This is a genomic window from Actinomyces faecalis (assembly GCF_013184985.2).
Classification (GTDB): Bacteria; Actinomycetota; Actinomycetes; order Actinomycetales; family Actinomycetaceae; genus Actinomyces; species Actinomyces faecalis.
On the sequence record NZ_CP063418.1, the window covers coordinates 1,995,721 to 2,013,310 of the forward strand.

Consider the following 17,590-nt stretch of genomic DNA (forward strand, 5'->3'; position numbering starts at 1 on the left):
CCTGCCCGCGCCTGGCGACCGCCTCACACGATGCGCCGCGCGGCGGCCCAGCGGGTGAGCTCGTTGCGGTTTGAGAGCTGAAGCTTGCGCAGCACCGCAGACACGTGCGTCTCAACCGTCTTGACCGAGATGAAGAGCTCGCAGGCACACTCCTTGTAGGTGTAGCCGCGGGCGATGAGCCGCATGACCTCGCGCTCACGCGCGGACAGACGGTCCAGCTCGGAGTCGGCCACGGCTACCTCTCCCGCCCCGGCGCCGAAGGCGTCCAGGACGAAACCCGCAAGCCTCGGGGAGAAGGCAGCGTCCCCTGCAGCCACACGTCGCACCGCCTGGGCCAGGTCCTCGGTGGAGATGGCCTTGGTGACGTATCCACGAGCGCCGGCGCGGATGACGCCGACCACGTCCTCCGAGGCGTCGGAGACGCTCAGCGCCAGGAAACGGGTGGCGGGGACGTCGTGACAGGAGGCCACGACCTCCGCTCCTCCCCCGCCGTTGCCGCCAGGCAGGTGGACGTCAAGAAGGACGACGTCGGGTACGAGCGCGTGGACCGCCGCGACCGCGCCCTCGACGTCGTCCGCCTCAGCGACCACCTCGAGGTCGGCAGCGTGCGAGGTCAGCTCAGCACGAACACCGGCACGGACCAGGGCGTGGTCGTCCACGACGAGAACGCGCAGGCGGGAGGGAGCCTCGTCGTCGACGCCGTTCTGGGAGACGGGAGCGGTGGAAGAGGAGGAGGTCGGGGCCATCATGATCCTGAGGATACGGAGGTGGGACGGGTTGTGGAGGATGCGGGAACCGGCGAGGCCAGCGTCAGCTGGACCTCAGTGCCCTGCTCCAGGCGGCGGATCCTGGCCTCGCCCCCGTGGCGAGACATGCGGGCGATGATCGACTCCCGCACGCCGTGGCGGTCGGAGGCGATGTCGTCAAGGTCAAAGCCTGGCCCGCGGTCACGCACGAAGACCTCCAGGCTCTCCGCCGTGATCTCGGCATAGACGCTGACCGGCGCAGCACCGTGACGCACAGCGTTGGACAAGGCCTCACGGGCCGCGGCCACGACGACCTCGGTCTCACGGTCCGGAGCACGGTCCCCAACGACGACGAGGCCGATCCCCACGCCATAACGGTCCTCTGTCTCCCCCACCAGGTCCCGCACGGCGTCCGCCACCGAGGTCCCCGCCTCCGGGCGGTCGGTGTAGAGCCAGGCACGCAGCTCTCTCTCCTGGGAGCGGGCCAGGCGTGCAACCGTCTCGGGCTCGTCGGCGCGCTTGCGGATGAGTGTGAGGGTCTGCAGGACGGAGTCGTGGAGGTGGGCTGCGATGTCAGCACGCTCTGCCTGTCGTACCTCGGCGGCCCGGGCCTGGTTCATGGCCCGGGTGGTCTGCAGCCACACCGGTGCCAGAACCAGCGCCACACAGATCACCAGCGCCCCGCCTGTCAGGGCCCCGGTGAGCAGGACGCGCGGAGGGGTGTCCGCCCCCAGGACGAGCAGGATGCCGACGGCAGCCAGGACGACACCACCCGCCAGCCGCAGAACGGCACCGCGGTCACGCTCAGGCCCGGTGACGGCGTCAACCTGGGACCAGGACAGGGCCGCCCCCGCCATGATGACGAGGGCCGGCAGCAGCCACTGCCCGGCCGGGAGGTAGCCAGCCCGCCACACGGTGACGAGCAGCGCAGCGAGCACGAGCGCTCCCCCACCGAGCAACGTGGTGGCGTTGGCGGACAGACGTGACGTACCGTCAGAAGGGGTCTGCAGTCGCGAGGCGAGCCGGGCACGCGCTGGCGGGACCTGGCCGGTGGCCTCAGCCCAGGGATCTCCTGCAGGCACGAAGGCCCACAGCAGGAGGTAGAGCAGAAGACCGGATCCGCCGATGCAGGCCGCCAGCACCATCACCAGCCGCGTCCCTGCTACCGGCAGCCCCAGGTGCGCGGACAGGCCGGCACAGACCCCGCCAACCACGCGGCGCGGAGTCTGCCTGGGCAGGTCTCTTCCTTCAGCACCGGGGACCACGGCTGGCCTGGAGGCACGCAAGGGGCGGCGCAGCGGCAGGCGCATGGAGGCGCGTCGTGGCGTGACCGTCGTCGTCATGGCTCCATCGTGGCACGCGGGTCGGACAGAAACTTCTCCCGGAGCCAGGAACCAGGGTTGAGAGGGAGGGGGATCAGGGGCCGTTCAGGGTCTCCCCTCATCGCGCCGCAACGGGTGCGACGCGGAGCATAGAGCCATGAGCAATCCTGAGCAGCCCTCCCAGGCTCCCCACGACCCCACCCTGGACGCGGCGCAGGCTGGTTCCCGGCCTGGCACCGAGCCGGGCACCGCCTCCACGCAACCGCCATCTGGACCTTCGGGGCAGGACCAGCAGACTGAGGCCGGCTTCCAGTCGGGCCCCGGCTTCCAGTCGGGCCCCGGCTACCAGGCGGACTCTGGCTACCAGGCCCCGCAGCCAGACCCCACCGGCTACCAGTACCAGGCTCCTGGAGGCCCACGTCCCACCGACCGCTTCTTTGACTCGGTGCGGCGCACCGGTCTGGTGCGGACCGAGCAGCGGTGGGTCGGTGGCGTGGCCGGCGGGCTGGCGCGTCGTCTCGACGTCGATCCCGTCCTCGTGCGCTGCGTGTGGGCCGTGCTGTGCGTCTTCACCGGCGTCGGGCTCATCATCTACGGGCTGGGCTGGGCTCTCATGCCTGAGGAGCGCGACGGGCGCATCCATGTCCAGCAGGCTCTGGACGGCGACGTCGACGCCGGGCTGGCCGGTGCGATCGCTGCCGTCGTGGCAGGGATCGCGTTGAGTGACCGCGGCTTGCTACCCGGGTGGTTCTTCGGCGAGGGCCTCGGTCACCTGGTCGCCGGCCTGGCCTGGCTCGGCCTCAACGTCGCGGTCGTGTGCCTGGTCGTCTGGGCCGTGGCCAGGGCGGTGCGGCGACGGCGCGAGCGCCGTCAGGCTCAGGCCGCCGGAACAGCGCCAGGACAGGTGCCTCCGCGCGACCCGACGGCGGGGCAGACTCCATGGCCCGCAGCCGCGCCGCAGCCTGCGCCGACCCCGTCGGCCGCACAGCCACCGGCAGGCACCGGTGCTCCAGCCGCCACAGATCCCGCCTCTGCCGCCGATCCTGCCGCCGGCTGGCCTGGACCGGTAGGGGCCGCTCAGCCCGCGCCGTCGGCGCCCCGCTACTCCTACCCGAGCACGCCAACGGCGGCCTCCGTTCCCGTACGCCCTATCCAGCCGGTCCAGCCGCCGCGTCCCCCCAAGCCGCGAGCTCCCGGGCCTGGCCGCACGGTCTCGCTCATGGTCCTCGGTCTGATGCTGCTCGCCCTGGCAGCCAGCGTCCTGGGTGTATCGACTGGCACGCTGGGCCTGCTCGGCGCCGGACTCGTGGCTGCGGGCGCCGTCGTCGGCCTCCTGGGGCTAGGGGTGACCGTCAGCGCGCTGCGAGGTCGGCGTGGTGGCTGGATGACCGGCTTCGGTTGGCTAGCGGCGCTGGTGTGCGTTCCTGTGCTGGTGCTGGGAACCATGATGCCCACAGGATCAGTGGAGGGCTCGGTCGAGCTGCGGCCGGTAGTCCACACTGTCACCGAGCCCATGCTCCAGGCTGCCGCCAGCACACCGGAGAAGGTCCTGGACCTAGGTAGCTACGGCGCTGCAGACGTCACGATCGACCTCACCAGGCTCAGCGACGGCCCCTACCCGGTCACTCGGATGAAGGTCACCACAGGAACCGGCGTCGTCCGGGTCGTGAGCAAGCAGACCCAGAGCATCGAGCTCAACGCCTCGACCAGCTTCGGCAAGGTCTACGGAGAGAATCCAGGACGCTGGAGCGCCCAGGGCGCAGTGGCGGCCCCGACGATCCTGTCATGGCCAGAGTCCTACGACGTGTCCGGCGAGCGGCTACTGGGCACCGGGATCTATGACACTGACATGTGGTCGAGCCACGTGACGCTGCGCTCGCAGAAGGCGAGCGAGACGGAGGCTGAGCTCACTATCGATGCCACCGTCGGGCTCGGCGCGATTCTGGTCCAAGAGCAGCGGGCGGGCGAGGTGTCATGGTCGGGCTACATGATGGACGGCTACTGGATCGTCGACTCGTGGACGGACGCCCAGGGCGAGCAGCACGCTAGCGATGACCTGCCGGTCCCAGGCATGACGCACCCTGCGGTCTCGTCAGCCCAGGCCCACGAGTGCCTGACACGGGTCAAGGCCGTCTCAGCCAAGGCCTCCAGCGACCAGGGAGAGCCCTCCTCCTACGAGGAGCCCGACGGCTGGGTCACTCTGGACAGTCTCAACGGGCTGAGCCCCACCGGCATGACCGCAATGGCCAGCTGCCTCGACCACGTCATCGATACCGGCTCTGTGCCCGAGGAGGAGAACCTCTCAGCCAGTGTGATGCCCTCAGCCACCCCGGTCCCGTCACACAGTGGTCCCACCGCCCCAGGTGGTGAGCCCACCGAGTCCGCCCAGCCCGGTGCGTGAGCCCCATCTCCTCATCCCGGGAAGAGCTCACAGCATGGACCATCTCCCGGCACCAACAAGGCACCTCATCCCATCGTCTCAGCAACCGTTACCAGGAGAAGAAGCCATGACCTCCCCCAACCAGCCTCTGTCTGCCCCCTCACCTGCCGACCTGCCCACCACCGTCATGACACCGGCGGAGGCCAAGGTGGCCGCTGAGGAGACGGCCCCGCTCCCGTCCCCGCTCACCAGCGACGAGGACGCGGCCACGACGGTCCTTCCTGGAGCGTCTCAGACCCAGGCGCTGTCCACAGCCGGTACCTCCGTCCCCCAGGCACAGGAAGGGTGGTCCATGCCTGCCACGGATGACGAGATCGCTCCAACCGACCCGCTGGAGGCAATCCGCTCCACGCGCCCCTGGCCTGGCGAACACAGCGCCGACGAGGTCACGCGCGCGTCCGGGACCTCCGCCTCCAGCACTGAGCAGGCGCTCGGCCTCGGCGCGGATCGGCAGGACCCCGACGCCGTGTGGTCCGCGTCCACGCTGGCGAGGGATCCCGAGGCCGACCAGCCTGCTCGCCGCCCCGGCCCGCGCCCAGGCACCCTCCTGTGGGGCCTCATCCTCGCCACGATCGGAGTCGTGCTGCTGGCCACGGGGCTGGGACTGCGGATCGACCCGGTCAGCGCCGCGATCGTCCTGCTGGCAGCGGCCGGGGCGGCGCTACTCGTCATCGCGCTCATGTCCAGACGCCGGCCTGCGCGCTGACGCTGCTTTCCTTCGGCCCGGCGGGTCGTCTTAGGCCCTGGACAGTCGGTTCCCACGTTCCCGGCACAGGAACCGACTGTCCAGGGCCTGAAGCGACGACGGCGCAGGACGAAGCCCTCGGGTCCGGTCTCCCGGACCCGAGGGCCTGTGTCACTGAGGTGCTCGACGTGGGTTCCCAGGCCCACGGAACGTTCCTCCTTCACCGAAGCGACCGCCCCGAACTCCCTAGTACTCGCGGCAGTCTCGGTCCAGGCCGGTCATCAGGTTCCCCAACCCTCACAGCCTGTTCCGTCCGGCGGTGACTCGTATGTAACCCGCTCACCCTGAACACTCACCCCCTGGCAACCTGAAAAATCCATGGGAATATGCCTCGTCATCAGACGGCCGGTGACGAGGGACGAGCCACTCCGTCCTTCCCCGTCCTTGTTCCCTGATTCGCTCCTAGCAGTACCGGCCCCATCCCAGAACCTCCTCCCCTAGCCTGGCGACGGCGCCGCACCGCGCGCCCCAACGTCCCGCATCTGCGGAAGGATCCCGATGATCACCACCCTGGCTGGCACCACGCCACTGGCTGACAACGCCCAGATGCCGATGATCGGCTACGGCACCTGGCAGGTCACCGACGCCGCCCAGGCCACGGCCGGCGTCAAGGAGGCCATCGCTGCCGGCTACCGTCACATCGACACCGCCGCCGTCTACGGCAACGAGGAGGCCGTGGGCCGCGGCATCGCCGAGGGCCTGGCCGAGGCAGGCCTGAGCCGCGAGGACCTGTTCGTCACCACCAAGCTGTGGAACGACCACCGCGGTCACGACGCGGCGCTGGTCGGGATCGAGGAGTCCCTGTCCCGTCTGGGCCTGGACTACGTCGACCTCTACCTCATCCACTGGCCCGCCAACTCCCGCCAGCACCCGCAGGACTGGCGCGCCCTCAACGCCTCCACCTGGTCCGGCATGGAGGAGATCTACGCCTCCGGCCGCGCCCGGGCGATCGGCGTCTCCAACTTCACCCGCAAGCACCTGGAGGCGCTCCTGGATGACGCCAGCGTGGCCCCCATGGTCAACCAGATCGAGCTGCACCCCGGCTTCGGCCAGTGGGACGCAGCTGAGTGCTCCAAGGCCAACGGCCTGGCCGTCGAGGCCTGGAGCCCGCTGGGCTCCGGCCGTGTCCTGAGCGATCCTGCGCTGGGCGCCGTCGCCGCCGAGCTCGGACGCACTCCGGCCCAGGTGGCCCTGCGCTGGCTGCTGCAGCAGGACATCGCCATCCTGCCCAAGTCCGTCACGCCCGAGCGCATCCGCTCCAACGCCGAGCTGTTCGACTTCGAGCTCAGCCCTGCCCAGATGGAGGCCGTGCGCACCGTCGTCGACGACACCGAGCACGCCGACCCCGACCAGGTCGACTTCTGAGGATCGCCAGCACCCCACCGCACCTAGCTGACGGAACGGGGCCTGGTGGTCGGGAGCAGCGTCTGCTCCCGACCACCAGGCCCCGTTCGCATCACCAGGACCGTGAGCGTACCAAGGCTCAGCCCTGGTAGACGATCCGCTCCTTCATCTCCTCCACGGCCGCGTCCCCGAGGTAGAAGCGCACCATCTCCAGCCCCAGGTCCACGGCCGTCGCCATGCCGCGGCTCGTCAGCAGCTGACCGTCGACGACGACGCTCGCCTCACTGACCTGCGCCCCGTGGTCGGCCAGTACCTGGACGACGCTCGGATTCGCCGTCGCCCGTCGTCCCTCCAGCAGCCCCAGCTCGGCCAGGATCGAGGGCGCCGCGCAGATCGCCGCCACCGGGCGGTCCGCACGCACACGCTGGGTGACCAGCTCACGTACCCGCGCGTCAGCCTTGAGGTTCGGGGTGCCCGGGATCCCTCCAGGCAGGAAGATCATGTCGTAGGACTCCAGGTCGGCCTCGGACAGATCGTCCAGGGTCGTGCTGCAGCTGAGCACGACCTGGTGGGAGCTCGTCACCTGCCGCGAGTCCGTGACCGAGATGAGGTCAGCCGGGATACCGGCGCGGAACAGGATGTCCAGCGGTGCCAGCGCCTCGACCTCCTCCAGCCCCGGGGCCACGAGCACCGCGACCTTCTTGCCCGTCGTCGCCTTGAGACCAGCCATCGTCTCGCGTCCTTTCCTCAGAGCGTTCGTGGTCACCGCTGACACTACGCTCCCGTGTGACAGGCAGCCGCTCACTCCGCCCGCAGCGCCTCAACCGGGTCCTCCTTGGCCGCCCGCCCTGAGGGCAGGATGCCGGCAACGAGCGTGAGTCCCACCGAGATCGCCACGAGCACGGCTCCCGCCGTCGCCGACAGGTGGGCGATCGGGTAGACATGGAACCGGGCCTGGACAAAGGCGTTGACCGGGAGCGAGACGAGCAGCGTGATCCCCACGCCCATCAGGCCCGCAATGAGCCCCTCGATCACCGTCTCAGCGTTGAAGACGTGCCTCACGTCTGACTTCGAGGCGCCGATCGCCCGCAGGATGCCGATCTCCTTCTTCCGCTCCAGCACCGAGATGTAGGTGATGATCGCGATCATGATGCTGGAGACCACCAGTGAGATCGCCACGAAGGCGATGAGCATCCAGGTGATGATGGTGACGATCCGCGTCACCGAGCTCATGAGCGTGCCCACGAGGTCGGTGTAGGTGATGACCTTGGCGTCCTGCCCGGCCGCGGCAGCCCGGTCGTTGTAGTCGTCCAGAATCGTCTTGACGGCGTCCTTGTCCGCGAAGCTTGTGGGGTAGATGTCGATCTGGGAGGGACGGGACTCCTCCGCCCACCCCAGCAAGGCGAGGTTGCCCTCGTAGGTGGGCACCGTCGTCGTCATGAGGGTGGCCAGGAGGGCAGCGAGGTCGTCCTGGTCCATCGTGGGCTGGAAGGCCTGGGCAAGGGCCGAGCCGTCCACGCTCACGGCACTGGCCAGCGAGGCGGCAAGCCCCTCCATCGCGCTGCTGAGCTGAGCGGCGACCTGGGTCTGGAGCGAGGTCATCATCTGTGTCATCGCCCCGCCCACGCTGGCCTCAAGCGAGGAGGCCAGCTGGCTGCCCACCTGCGAGGCCACCGCCCCGGCCAGGTCGGCCGAGACCTGCGAGGCGATCTCCTCCACCGAGGGGTCCTTGCCCAGCGCCTCGATGAGCCGCTGGGTCAGCAGCGCGCTGTCGATCACCTGGTCCGAGCCAGCCGCCTGCGCAAGCTGCTCACTCACCTCGGGCTGGGCGAGGTAGGCCTGGGCCAGCCTCGCCCAGTCGCGCTCGGGCGCGCCGTCGCCGTCGGAGTCCTCACCCGGCTGGGAGGCGACGTAGTCCGTGAAGCCCTGGAGCAACGAGCCCGCCACTCCTGCCAGGTACTGCCCCGCACCGTCCTTGATCACGCCGTCCTCCAGGGCCGAGGCGACGACGGCGCCGTAGTCGATCTGCCCCAGCTGCGGGTAGCGGGTGGCCAGGTCCGCCAGGTCCAGGTCGCTCACGTCCAGGCCCGACAGGTCCACCTGGTCCGCCAGCGCTCCCAGGTCCAGGCCCGACAGGTCCACCTCGCTGAGGTCCAGGGCACCGGCGTCCAGGTCCGGCAGGCTCAGCGACCCCAGGTCCAGGCCTGTCAGGTCCGCCTGCAGGGCGCTGGGATCGATCTGGAAGGCGGCCTTGAGCCTCTCGCCGTCGATGGTGAACAGCGAGGACATGTCCAGCTCGCCGGCGCCTGCTCCCTGGGCGAGCTCGGCGAAGGTCCGTCCGGTAAAGACGTCGGTGTCCGGGTGGTCGAGCTGGGAGCGCACGATCTGGGAGCCAGCCGCCTCACGTACCACCTGGCGGGTCAGCTCCGGGGTGTAGGCGACACCGGGGTGGAGGGTGGTGGTGTCGTCCTTCGCGCGCACCACCCCCACCACGCGCAGCTGCTGCCCCGCGGCGACCGCCTGGCGCATAACCTCCGCCTGGTCCGACCGGTCGGTCCACACCCGGTGCTCGGCGTCATAGGCGTACCGCGCCGACGCAGGCACCAGGGAGAAGGTCCGCCCGAGCACGTCGGCGTAGGAGTACGTACGCACGGCCGGCTCGCCGGTCGCCGTCGCTGCGGCGCTCAGCCCGGCCGACGGCGTGGGCGAGCCTGCGCCGTCGGCCCCCGCCGTACTCGCGGCGGTCGGAGAGGCGCCGGCCGACCCGGCCCCGATCTGCACGGCCCGACCGGCCATGAAGTCAGTCATCATCGACTGCAGCTCAGCGTGCGGGCGCAGGCCCAGGGTGTACTCGTACAGGTTGTCCAGCGTTCCCCGCTGGCTCGTGACCACGACCAGCTCGCTGGCCGATCGCGGCCAGTGCCCGGCGACGACGTCGTACTGGTCCTCGTACAGCGCGCTGGTCTCAGGGAGCTGGTGGAAGGCGTCGAAGGAGGTCATCGCTGACAGCGGGCTGTCCCCCATGGCCGAGGTCATCGGGCTCATCGCCTGGTCCGGGGAGACACGCACAGCGCCGTCAGAGGTGTCCGTGAGGTAGATCTGGGGCGTGACGTCGTAGGAGTACTCGATGGCTGCCACGTGCTCGGCCACGCCCGAGCCGGCAGAGTCCAGGAAGGTCTTGAGCGAGGCGAGGTCGTTGGCGGTGGTCGACTCCATGGTGGAGGTGACTCCCTCAGTCATAAGGATCTCACCGTCCTTAGCCTCGGCCCGCTCGCCCTCGCCGGCGCGCATGAGGCCGGCCAGGTCCATGCCCGTGGACTGGATGGACAGCGGGTAGGAGGTCAGGGCCTCCTCCTCGGTGCGCGCGATGTAGCCGTTGACTCCGTTGGCCAGGGCCAGGATGAGGGCGATCCCGATGATGCCGATCGACCCCGCGAAGGAGGTCATGATCGTGCGGCCCTTCTTGGTCATGAGGTTGTTGAAGGACAGCGACAGCGCTGTCAGCGCCCCCATACGCGTGCGTCGGACCTCCTTGGCCTCGCGCGCGTCCTCGGCAGCAGCCTCGTACGGGTCGGAGTCGGCGACCACGCGGCCGTCAGCCAGCTCGACGATCCGCGTGGCGTACTCGTGAGCGAGCTCGGGGTTGTGGGTGACCATGATGACCAGGCGGTCGGCAGCGACCTGGCGCAGCAGGTCCATCACCTGCACCGAGGTCGCCGAGTCCAGGGCGCCGGTCGGCTCGTCCGCCAGCAGGATCTCGGGATCGTTGACCAGTGCGCGGGCGATCGCCACGCGCTGCATCTGGCCGCCGGAGAGCTGGCTGGGACGCTTGTGCACGTGATCGGCCAGCCCCACCGAGTCCAGCGCCGCCAGGGCCCGCTCACGCCGCTGCGCCCGAGGGACGCCGGAGAGGGTCAGGGCGAGCTCGACGTTGGCCAGCACGCTCTGGTGCGGGATGAGGTTGTAGGCCTGGAAGACGAAGCCGATGCGGTTGTTGCGGTAGGCGTCCCAGTCCCGGTCCTTGTAGTCACGCGTGGAGATACCGTCGATGACGAGGTCACCGGAGTCGAAGTGGTCCAGCCCGCCGATGACGTTGAGCATCGTGGTCTTGCCGCTACCGGACTGGCCCAGGACCGCGACGAGCTCGTTGTCCCGGAAGGAGACGCTGACCGCGTCCAGGGCGGTCTGGGTGAGGGTCGCGGTGCGGTAGGCCTTGGTGACGTCGTGGAGCGCGAGCATGTGACCTTCCAGGACAGTGAGGTAGTGGGGGCGTCAGGCGAGCGGGCAAGGCCTGGTCCGCGAGCGCGATCCCGCCCGCAGACGGCGCACGTGGCATGGCCTGCGAGCACAGGCCGTGTGTCCTGCTGCGCAGCCGCGTGAGCGTAACCCGCCGACGCGTCCCGTCACGAGAGCGATTCACCACCAGCGAGCGAGGTCCCGTCCACGCCCTCGTGCCTCAGCAGCCACGCCTTGCGCTCGGGGCCGCCGGCGTAGCCCGTCAAGGCCCCGTCGGCCCCGAGCACCCGGTGACACGGGACGACGACGGACACAGGGTTGCGTCCGACGGCGCCTCCCACCGCACGTGCCGAGGTAGGCCGTCCCAGGACCGTCTCCAGCCGCGTCGCGATCTGGCCGTAGGTACGTGTCTGTCCTCGCGGGATGGCACGCAGCTGGTCCCAGACCCGGAGCTGGAAGTCGGTACCAGCCGGCGCGAGCAGCGGAGGCTCGCCCGGGTCAGTACCTGCGAAGGTGGCGTCCAGCCATGCGCGCGCGGCAGCGAGCACGGCCGGCTCGCCGTCGTCCCCCGGGCTGACCAGGGCAGCGTCGTCGGGCAGTCCGGCGCGGTCATGAGCCTGGCCGTCGAACCAGACGCCGGTCAGCGCTCCCGTAGCCGGCAGGCCGGTGCCGGTGGCCGCCGCCAGCGTCATCGGCCCCAGGGGTGAGGAGTAGGCCTGGACGTACATGGAGCGGGAGGAGGCGCCGGAGGTCATACCCCGATCCTGCCACCCGCTCCGGCACGTACCCATGGCTACGACGCCGTAGCCGCGATCTCACGCTTCACAAGCGCGGTCCCAGCCGCGCCTCGGGCTCGCCAGTCCCTCAGTCCTGAAGCTCGGCGAGCACCTGCGCCGTCGTCACCACGCGGGAGTCGAAGACGCGTGAGAAGTACTCCAGGCCGCCGTCCTGGGTACCGACGAGGAAGCTCGCGGTGGCGTCGGCCGGCACGATGGTGCGATAGCCCAGGTAGTAGGCGCTAGCCAGGGTGTGCAGGACGCAGATGTTGGTGTCGAAGCCGACGACGACGAGCACGTCCCGCCCCAGCTCGCGCAGGGTCAGGTCAAGGTCCGTGCCCACGAAGGCTGAGTAGCGGCGCTTGGGGACCAGGTAGTCCGCGTCCGTGACCTGGAAGGCGTCCAGGGGCCTGGAGTCCTCGGTCCCGCGCACGGAGTGCGCACCCCACAGCTCTGTCTCCAGGTCGTTGCCGGGCAGGTGGTTGTCGCAGGCGAACAGGACCGGGACCCCGGCAGCACGCGCTGCCTGTGCCAGGACGACGGCGTTGGCCGCCATCTCTCGCAGCGGCTCGATCACCTCGCCCGATCCTCCCAGGACGTCGACGACGACCAGGGCCGCGCGAGAGACGTCGATACCGGTCGACTGCTGCCAGGTCGTGGGCTGAGGCTGCGGGAGTGCCATGATGGTCCTTTCACGAGGTGTCTTGACACTAGCAGGAGCCCGTCCCTGCCTCTCGCCTCACACGTCGTGGCGGGTACTGACCGTACCTGGCTCGTCACAGGCCTGGCTCCTACCGTGGGGCCGTTCACCTGGTTCAGACCGCTGAAGGAAGCCCGATGAAGACCACTGTCCTCGTCTTTCACCCCAGCCTCTCCTCCTCACGCGTCAACGCGCGCCTGGCACGCGCTGCGCAGGCTACCGACGACGTCGAGGTCCGCTACCTCTACGACCTCTACCCCGACTCCCGCATCGACGTCGAGGCCGAGCAGCGCGTCCTGGAGGCGGCCGACCGTATCGTCTGGCAGTTCCCGATGTACTGGTACTCCTCCCCCGCCCTGCTCAAGCAGTGGGAGGACGACGTGCTGACCTACGGCTGGGCCTACGGGTCCACCGGCACCGCCCTGCACGGCAAGGAGCTGGCCGTGGCCGTCTCTCCGGGAGCAGCTGCCGAGCGCTACACGCCCACCGGCCAGTACGGCGTCACCGTCGACCAGCTGCTGCTGCCCTTCGCCACCACCAGCCGGCTCATCGGCACCCGGTTCACTGAGCCCTTCGTCACGCCCGGGGCCATGCAGATCAGCGACGCCGACCTGGAGCACCAGGCCGAGGCCTACCGTTCCTGGCTGACCGCCCCCGCCCGTTGACGCCGAACGCGTGTGAGCGCGACCTGGCGAGGAAGAACCTCTTCACCCGGTCGCGCTCACGCACGCTCACCCCACCGAGCGCCGGACCGGCGGCCGGCCCCGCAGTCCCAGGTCAGCGCCCGACCAGCTGCCAGACCATGCGCACCACACGCGCAGCCTGCGTGGCCAGCTCCTCGCGGCTGAGGGCCACGATCGCGCCCTCCTCACCACGCAGGGCAGCCAGGACCGCCTGACGGTCGTTCTCGCAGCCCGGCATGAACAGCTCGTTACCGGCCTTGATGGTCGCCGGAGCCGTTGCGCGCGGGTACCTGGCGTCCGTACGCGTCATCCCGTCCACGACCCAGTCCGTCATGACCAGACCCTGGTAGCCCCACTCCTGGCGCAGGATCGTCTCCAGCAGCTCGGCGCTCTCGGAGGTGTGCACGCCGTTGACCAGGTTGTAGGAGGTCATGAGGGCGTGGGGCTGAGCCTCACGCACCACGATCTCGAAGGACCGCAGGTACAGCTCGCGCGCAGCACGCTGGGAGACGCGGCTGTTGGAGTTCAGACGGTTGGTCTCCTGGTTGTTGAAAGCGAAGTGCTTGACCGTCACGCCGCGACCGGCGTGGGCCTGGACACCGCGGGTGATGCCGGCAGCCACGCGACCGGCCAGCAGCGGGTCCTCGCTCATGTACTCGAAGTTGCGCCCGCACAGGATCGTGCGGTGGAGGTTGAAGGCTGGGGCGAGCCACAGGTGCGCTCCGAAGTGCTCCATCTCCGCGCCCACGACGTCGCCATAGGAGCCCGCGAGCTCGGGGTTCCAGGTCTGGGCGACCGCCGTGCCGATCGGGATCGCGGTGGCCCACTGCTCGAAGGTGCGTTCGGGCACACGCGGCGCGATGCTCGGGTCCACGCCCAGCGCCGCCAGCGACTCCTCGTCCAGGAGCTCGGCGAACAGGCCCTCGAAGGCCGCTCCCACCGCGAAGGGCCCCTCGGCGTCCACACCGACCTTCGAGGCCAGGCGCAGGCCGGCAGGCCCGTCAGGCATGACCAGGGTGCCCAGCCCCTCCAGACGGGTGGTGGTCTGGCCGGCCGCACCCACGAGGTCCTCGCTCGCCTGGCCGATGACCGACTGCTTGTCCGCGGAGTCGTGGTACTGGCCGAGCACGAGGTAGCTCAGCTCGTCGTCGGACAGGCCGCCCACGTACTCCAGCGCCTCGCCCAGGTCCACGCTCCTGCCTGCGTCCTCGCGGCGCAGGTCAGCGGCCTGGACCGTGAGGCGCGGGGCGTCGTCGGGGACGACGACGGCGACCGGCTGCTCAGGACGCCAGTCAGTGAAGCCGGGGTCGCCGAGCACGTCGTGCACCTTGCGCACGAGAGCGGTCTGGGCGAGCTCGACGACGCCGGCCACCTTCGTGGCCCGGCTGGAGGAGCCTACGCGCACGACGTAGTCGCCGGCCTCCAGGACAGTGGCGACCTTGGCGGCGTCGTAGGAGGCCAGGTCGGCCAGGTCGAAGCGCAGGGCCAGCTCCTGGCTCTCGCCGGCGGCCAGCTCCTGGGTCTTGGCGAAGGTGGCCAGGGCCTGGAAGGGCTGGTCGATCTCTCCTACAGGCACGGAGACGTAGACCTGGACGACCTCCTTGCCCGCGCGCGAGCCGGTGTTGGTGACGCTCGTGGTCACGACGACGTCGCCGCCGTCGACGGCCAGGGTGGCGCCACCGATCTCGAAGGTCGTGTAGCCCAGCCCGTGGCCGAAGGGGAAGATCGGCTCCTTGCCCACCGAGTCGAGGTAGCGGTAACCGACGTAGACGCCCTCGGTGTAGCGGGTGTCGTCCGGGTCGCCGAAGTCCCCGGCGTCCGGGTAGCCGCCCCAGGCCGCCCAGGTCGTGGACAGGTGGCCGGAGGGGTAGGACCGGCCCGTCAGGACGTCGGCGAAGACGTCACCGGTGACGGCACCGAGCTGGGAGAGCAGGAGGATGTTGGGCAGGTCCGCCACAGGACTGAGGTCGACGACGCCGCCGACGTTGAGGACCAGGAGGAAGCGCTCGAAGCACGAGGCCAGCGTCTTGATGTCGCGGACCTCGGAGTCGGACAGCAGCACGTCACCTGGCACGGGCTTGCGGTCGTTGCCCTCTCCGGAGTCACGGGACAGGACGTAGACGGCGGTCTCTCCCTCCGCCTCCAGCGGAAGGTCGTAGGTGGGAGCCGGCTCGACGGCACCCATCCCGAACATGATCGCCGGGACGCCGGCAGCCTTGGCCTGCTTCTTCAGGTCAGCGACGAAGGCGACGTGGTTGGCGTCAGCCACCTCGTCGTAGGCGTCCAGCCAGGCCTTGGTCGTGATCTCGAAGCCGGCGTCCTCCAGCCCTTCCTCGACCGTGACGACGTGGCGGGAGTTGACGTCACCCGAGCCGGTACCGCCCTTGACGGTGCGTCGCGCACCGGCGCCAAACAGGGCGATCTTGCCCGGAGCGGCCAGGGGGAAGCTGCCGTCACTGGCCAGCAGCACCACGGACTCGGGGGCACCGGCCCTCACGGTCGCCAGGTGGTCGATCTCGTACTGCTCCATCGCGTTGCTCCTTTGCAGGGGGATCCGGTCGCCCAGACGGGCGGCGCTGTTGCGTCCGGCACTAACCTCCCCCATTTTTGCCGATCGGTCAATAGGGGTGGGGAGTTTTCAGGACGCGCCTCAAGAGCTCCGGCTCAGCGCCAGAACCGTGGTTTGGCGTACTGGATCGGGGTATACAACAGCACATATACCCCGGTCCAGTACGCCAAACCACGGTCTAGACGACGGCGGACGTCCCACCAGCCAGCGCCTTCTCACCCGGGCGGGCCAGCGGGCCGACGAGCTCGTGAGCACGGTAAGGCTCCTCCATGAAGGCGATCTCCTCCTCACTGAGAGTGAGGTCCAGGGCACGCACCGCGTCGTCGACCCGGCTCGGGCGCGAGCAGCCCACGATCGGCGCCGCCACGCCCTTGGCCCACAGCCAGGCCAGCGCGACGTCGGCCATCGCCGTCTCGTGGTCGGAGGCGATCTGCTGCACTCGCTCGATGATCGGCATGTCCAGCTCGCGGGCAGAGTCGTACTTGGCGCGCATCGTGGCGTCCGTGGTCGAGCGGGAGGAGGTCGAGTCCCAGGTCGGACGGGTCAGGTGCCCTGAGGCCAGCGGGCTGTAGGGAGTCAGGCTCATCCCGTACTTCTGGGTTACCGGGATCATCTCACGCTCGTCCTCGCGGTAGAGCAGGTTGTAGTGGTTCTGCATGCTGGCGAACCGGGTCCACCCGCGCTCGTCGGCCACCACCTGCATGGAGTGGAGCTGGTAGGCGTACATCGCGCTGGCGCCCAGGGCCCGCACACGCCCGTCGCGCACCAGCCGGTCCAGCGCCTCCATGGTCTCCTCCACCGGCGTGGAGTAGTCGAAGCGGTGGATGATGTAGAGGTCAAGGTAGTCCGTGCCCAGGCGCTCCAGGGTGCCGGTGACCTCGCGCTCGATCGCCCCAGCGGACAGGTGACCGTCGTTGAAGTAGACCTTGGACGCCAGGACGACGTCCTCGCGGGCCACGCCCAGGTTCCTCAGCGACTGGCCGATGAAGCTCTCCGAGGTGCCGTGGGCGTATGCGTTGGCAGTGTCGATGAAGTTGACGCCAAGCTCCAAGGCTCGGGCGATGACCTCCTGAGTGGCAGGCTGGTCGATGACCCACTGGTGGGTGTCGGGGAAGACCTCACCGAAGCTCATCCCACCGATACACAGGCGAGGGATCGTGATGTCAGTGGTGCCGAGGGTGGTGTGCTGCATGTTCTCTCCTGAGTCTTGGCCCGAGTGTGCGTCTTTCCCGCGAGCGCACAGGGTGCGGCGACGCAGTCGCGGGGAATCTGCACTTCCGACGGCGCTTCTAGCGTGATCGAGGCGCCTCCCCTCTTCCAGGGCCTGGCGAGACCTGGCTGCACAGCCCCGCTTCACCGGGACCCTGCTTTTCTGTCCGGAACCGGTGGTCAGTCCGCGCGTCAGGGCCGGTCCCGAGCGGAAAAGTACGGTCCCGACGGCGGAGAATACCCCTACCGAGTGATCGCCGCCTGACATCCACTGAGGATCTCCCGCCGAGCCCTCACTCCGCAGGCTGGCCTCACTCCTAGGAGTGAGCCAGGTCGTAGAGCACCCGCATCTGCTCGGGCATCTCATCAGGCAGGTTCTGCGCGAAGTCCTCACTACCGTCTTCGATGGCACGTTCGTAGTACCAGCATTTGAATCGGATCATTGCTCTGATCCGTTCCAGGTGGGCGATCTGGGCCTCAACGGTCGCTAGCTGTGTCTCAAAAAGCTCCCGCCGCTGCCCAAAAGTCTCAGACCCCTGTTCACACCAGTCCATGAACCGCCTGATGTCTTTGATCTCGACCCCCGCCCCCTTGAGGCATTCGATGACACGCAGAGCCTCGAGCTGTGTGGGGCCGAAGCGGCGCACGCCGTTACGCCGCTGAAGTCCCGGCAGCAGTCCTTCCCGGTCGTAGTAGCGCAGCGTGGACACCGGCAGATCAAGCATCTGCGCGACATCACCGATGCTCAGGGTGTCTGTATGCACGAGATCACTCCTCCCACTTCCTTGACCTAAAGTCAGGTTTAGGTTCGAGCATAGCG

General features: G+C 69.3%; 13 protein-coding genes. 4 read left to right on the forward strand and 9 right to left on the reverse strand.

What is annotated here, in order from left to right; genetic code table 11:
- Positions 1–23: 23 nt before the first annotated feature.
- Positions 24–746, reverse strand: coding sequence for a response regulator (locus HRL51_RS08580; protein ID WP_244960293.1), 723 nt, complete (start codon positions 744–746; stop codon positions 24–26).
- Positions 746–2,089, reverse strand: a complete 1,344-nt coding sequence (locus HRL51_RS08585; protein WP_244960149.1) for a PspC domain-containing protein — start codon at positions 2,087–2,089, stop codon at positions 746–748. Before HRL51_RS08585 ends, HRL51_RS08580 begins: the two co-directional genes overlap by 1 nt.
- A 136-nt stretch (positions 2,090–2,225) precedes the next feature.
- Between HRL51_RS08585 and HRL51_RS08590 the strand changes: the two genes are divergently transcribed.
- From HRL51_RS08590 to HRL51_RS08600, 3 genes are all read left to right on the forward strand, one after another.
- Positions 2,226–4,469 carry a PspC domain-containing protein gene (locus tag HRL51_RS08590; RefSeq protein WP_172191285.1) on the forward strand — a complete coding sequence of 748 codons (2,244 nt, stop codon included), beginning with the start codon at positions 2,226–2,228 and terminating at the stop codon, positions 4,467–4,469.
- A gap of 106 nt (positions 4,470–4,575) precedes the next feature.
- Complete coding sequence (locus HRL51_RS08595; protein ID WP_172191287.1) at positions 4,576–5,214, forward strand: hypothetical protein; 639 nt, start codon at positions 4,576–4,578, stop codon at positions 5,212–5,214.
- Positions 5,215–5,751: 537 nt separating this feature from the next.
- Entirely contained in the window at positions 5,752–6,618 is an 867-nt protein-coding gene (locus tag HRL51_RS08600; RefSeq protein ID WP_172191289.1) for an aldo/keto reductase, read from the forward strand.
- Between the two features lie 118 nt (positions 6,619–6,736).
- Here HRL51_RS08600 and HRL51_RS08605 read toward each other — a convergent pair whose 3' ends face one another.
- The 4 genes from HRL51_RS08605 to HRL51_RS08620 all read right to left on the reverse strand — a co-directional run bounded on the left by HRL51_RS08605 (position 6,737) and on the right by HRL51_RS08620 (position 12,291).
- The gene (locus HRL51_RS08605; RefSeq protein WP_172191968.1) at positions 6,737–7,327 is read right to left on the reverse strand and encodes a DJ-1 family glyoxalase III; all 591 of its coding nucleotides are present in this window, start codon (positions 7,325–7,327) and stop codon (positions 6,737–6,739) included.
- 71 nt (positions 7,328–7,398) lie between these two features.
- A complete protein-coding gene (locus HRL51_RS08610) occupies positions 7,399–10,836 on the reverse strand; it encodes an ABC transporter ATP-binding protein/permease (RefSeq protein WP_172191291.1) in 3,438 nt (1,145 codons plus the stop codon).
- A 164-nt stretch (positions 10,837–11,000) separates the two neighbouring features.
- Positions 11,001–11,588 carry a methylated-DNA--[protein]-cysteine S-methyltransferase gene (locus HRL51_RS08615; protein ID WP_172191293.1) on the reverse strand — a complete coding sequence of 196 codons (588 nt, stop codon included), beginning with the start codon at positions 11,586–11,588 and terminating at the stop codon, positions 11,001–11,003.
- Between the two features lie 109 nt (positions 11,589–11,697).
- Positions 11,698–12,291, reverse strand: a complete 594-nt coding sequence (locus tag HRL51_RS08620; RefSeq protein ID WP_172120294.1) for a cysteine hydrolase family protein — start codon at positions 12,289–12,291, stop codon at positions 11,698–11,700.
- 155 nt (positions 12,292–12,446) lie between these two features.
- Here HRL51_RS08620 and HRL51_RS08625 point away from each other — a divergent pair, with 155 nt between their 5' ends.
- Positions 12,447–12,974, forward strand: coding sequence for an NAD(P)H-dependent oxidoreductase (locus tag HRL51_RS08625; RefSeq protein WP_172191295.1), 528 nt, complete (start codon positions 12,447–12,449; stop codon positions 12,972–12,974).
- A 112-nt stretch (positions 12,975–13,086) separates the two neighbouring features.
- On the opposite strand, the gene HRL51_RS08630 is transcribed toward HRL51_RS08625, so the two are convergent.
- The 3 genes from HRL51_RS08630 to HRL51_RS08640 all read right to left on the reverse strand — a co-directional run bounded on the left by HRL51_RS08630 (position 13,087) and on the right by HRL51_RS08640 (position 17,534).
- The gene (locus tag HRL51_RS08630) at positions 13,087–15,522 is read right to left on the reverse strand and encodes a glycoside hydrolase family 3 protein (protein WP_172191297.1); all 2,436 of its coding nucleotides are present in this window, start codon (positions 15,520–15,522) and stop codon (positions 13,087–13,089) included.
- Positions 15,523–15,739: 217 nt separating this feature from the next.
- On the reverse strand, positions 15,740–16,753 hold the full coding sequence (locus HRL51_RS08635) for an aldo/keto reductase (RefSeq protein WP_172191299.1): 1,014 nt from the start codon (positions 16,751–16,753) through the stop codon (positions 15,740–15,742).
- A 334-nt stretch (positions 16,754–17,087) separates the two neighbouring features.
- Complete coding sequence (locus HRL51_RS08640; RefSeq protein WP_218957625.1) at positions 17,088–17,534, reverse strand: MerR family transcriptional regulator; 447 nt, start codon at positions 17,532–17,534, stop codon at positions 17,088–17,090.
- Positions 17,535–17,590: the final 56 nt, after the last annotated feature.

What these genes read in the sequence shown, in the direction of transcription:
- HRL51_RS08625 (WP_172191295.1), top strand. Translation starts at nt 12,447, where the DNA reads ATGAAGACCACTGTCCTCGTCTTTCACCCCAGCCTCTCCTCCTCACGC.
- HRL51_RS08615 (WP_172191293.1), bottom strand. Translation starts at nt 11,588, where the DNA reads ATGACCTCCGGCGCCTCCTCCCGCTCCATGTACGTCCAGGCCTACTCC.
- HRL51_RS08595 (WP_172191287.1), top strand. Translation starts at nt 4,576, where the DNA reads ATGACCTCCCCCAACCAGCCTCTGTCTGCCCCCTCACCTGCCGACCTG.
- HRL51_RS08610 (WP_172191291.1), bottom strand. Translation starts at nt 10,836, where the DNA reads ATGCTCGCGCTCCACGACGTCACCAAGGCCTACCGCACCGCGACCCTC.
- HRL51_RS08590 (WP_172191285.1), top strand. Translation starts at nt 2,226, where the DNA reads ATGAGCAATCCTGAGCAGCCCTCCCAGGCTCCCCACGACCCCACCCTG.
- HRL51_RS08585 (WP_244960149.1), bottom strand. Translation starts at nt 2,089, where the DNA reads ATGACGACGACGGTCACGCCACGACGCGCCTCCATGCGCCTGCCGCTG.
- HRL51_RS08635 (WP_172191299.1), bottom strand. Translation starts at nt 16,753, where the DNA reads ATGCAGCACACCACCCTCGGCACCACTGACATCACGATCCCTCGCCTG.
- HRL51_RS08630 (WP_172191297.1), bottom strand. Translation starts at nt 15,522, where the DNA reads ATGGAGCAGTACGAGATCGACCACCTGGCGACCGTGAGGGCCGGTGCC.
- HRL51_RS08600 (WP_172191289.1), top strand. Translation starts at nt 5,752, where the DNA reads ATGATCACCACCCTGGCTGGCACCACGCCACTGGCTGACAACGCCCAG.
- HRL51_RS08580 (WP_244960293.1), bottom strand. Translation starts at nt 746, where the DNA reads ATGGCCCCGACCTCCTCCTCTTCCACCGCTCCCGTCTCCCAGAACGGC.
- HRL51_RS08620 (WP_172120294.1), bottom strand. Translation starts at nt 12,291, where the DNA reads ATGGCACTCCCGCAGCCTCAGCCCACGACCTGGCAGCAGTCGACCGGT.
- HRL51_RS08605 (WP_172191968.1), bottom strand. Translation starts at nt 7,327, where the DNA reads ATGGCTGGTCTCAAGGCGACGACGGGCAAGAAGGTCGCGGTGCTCGTG.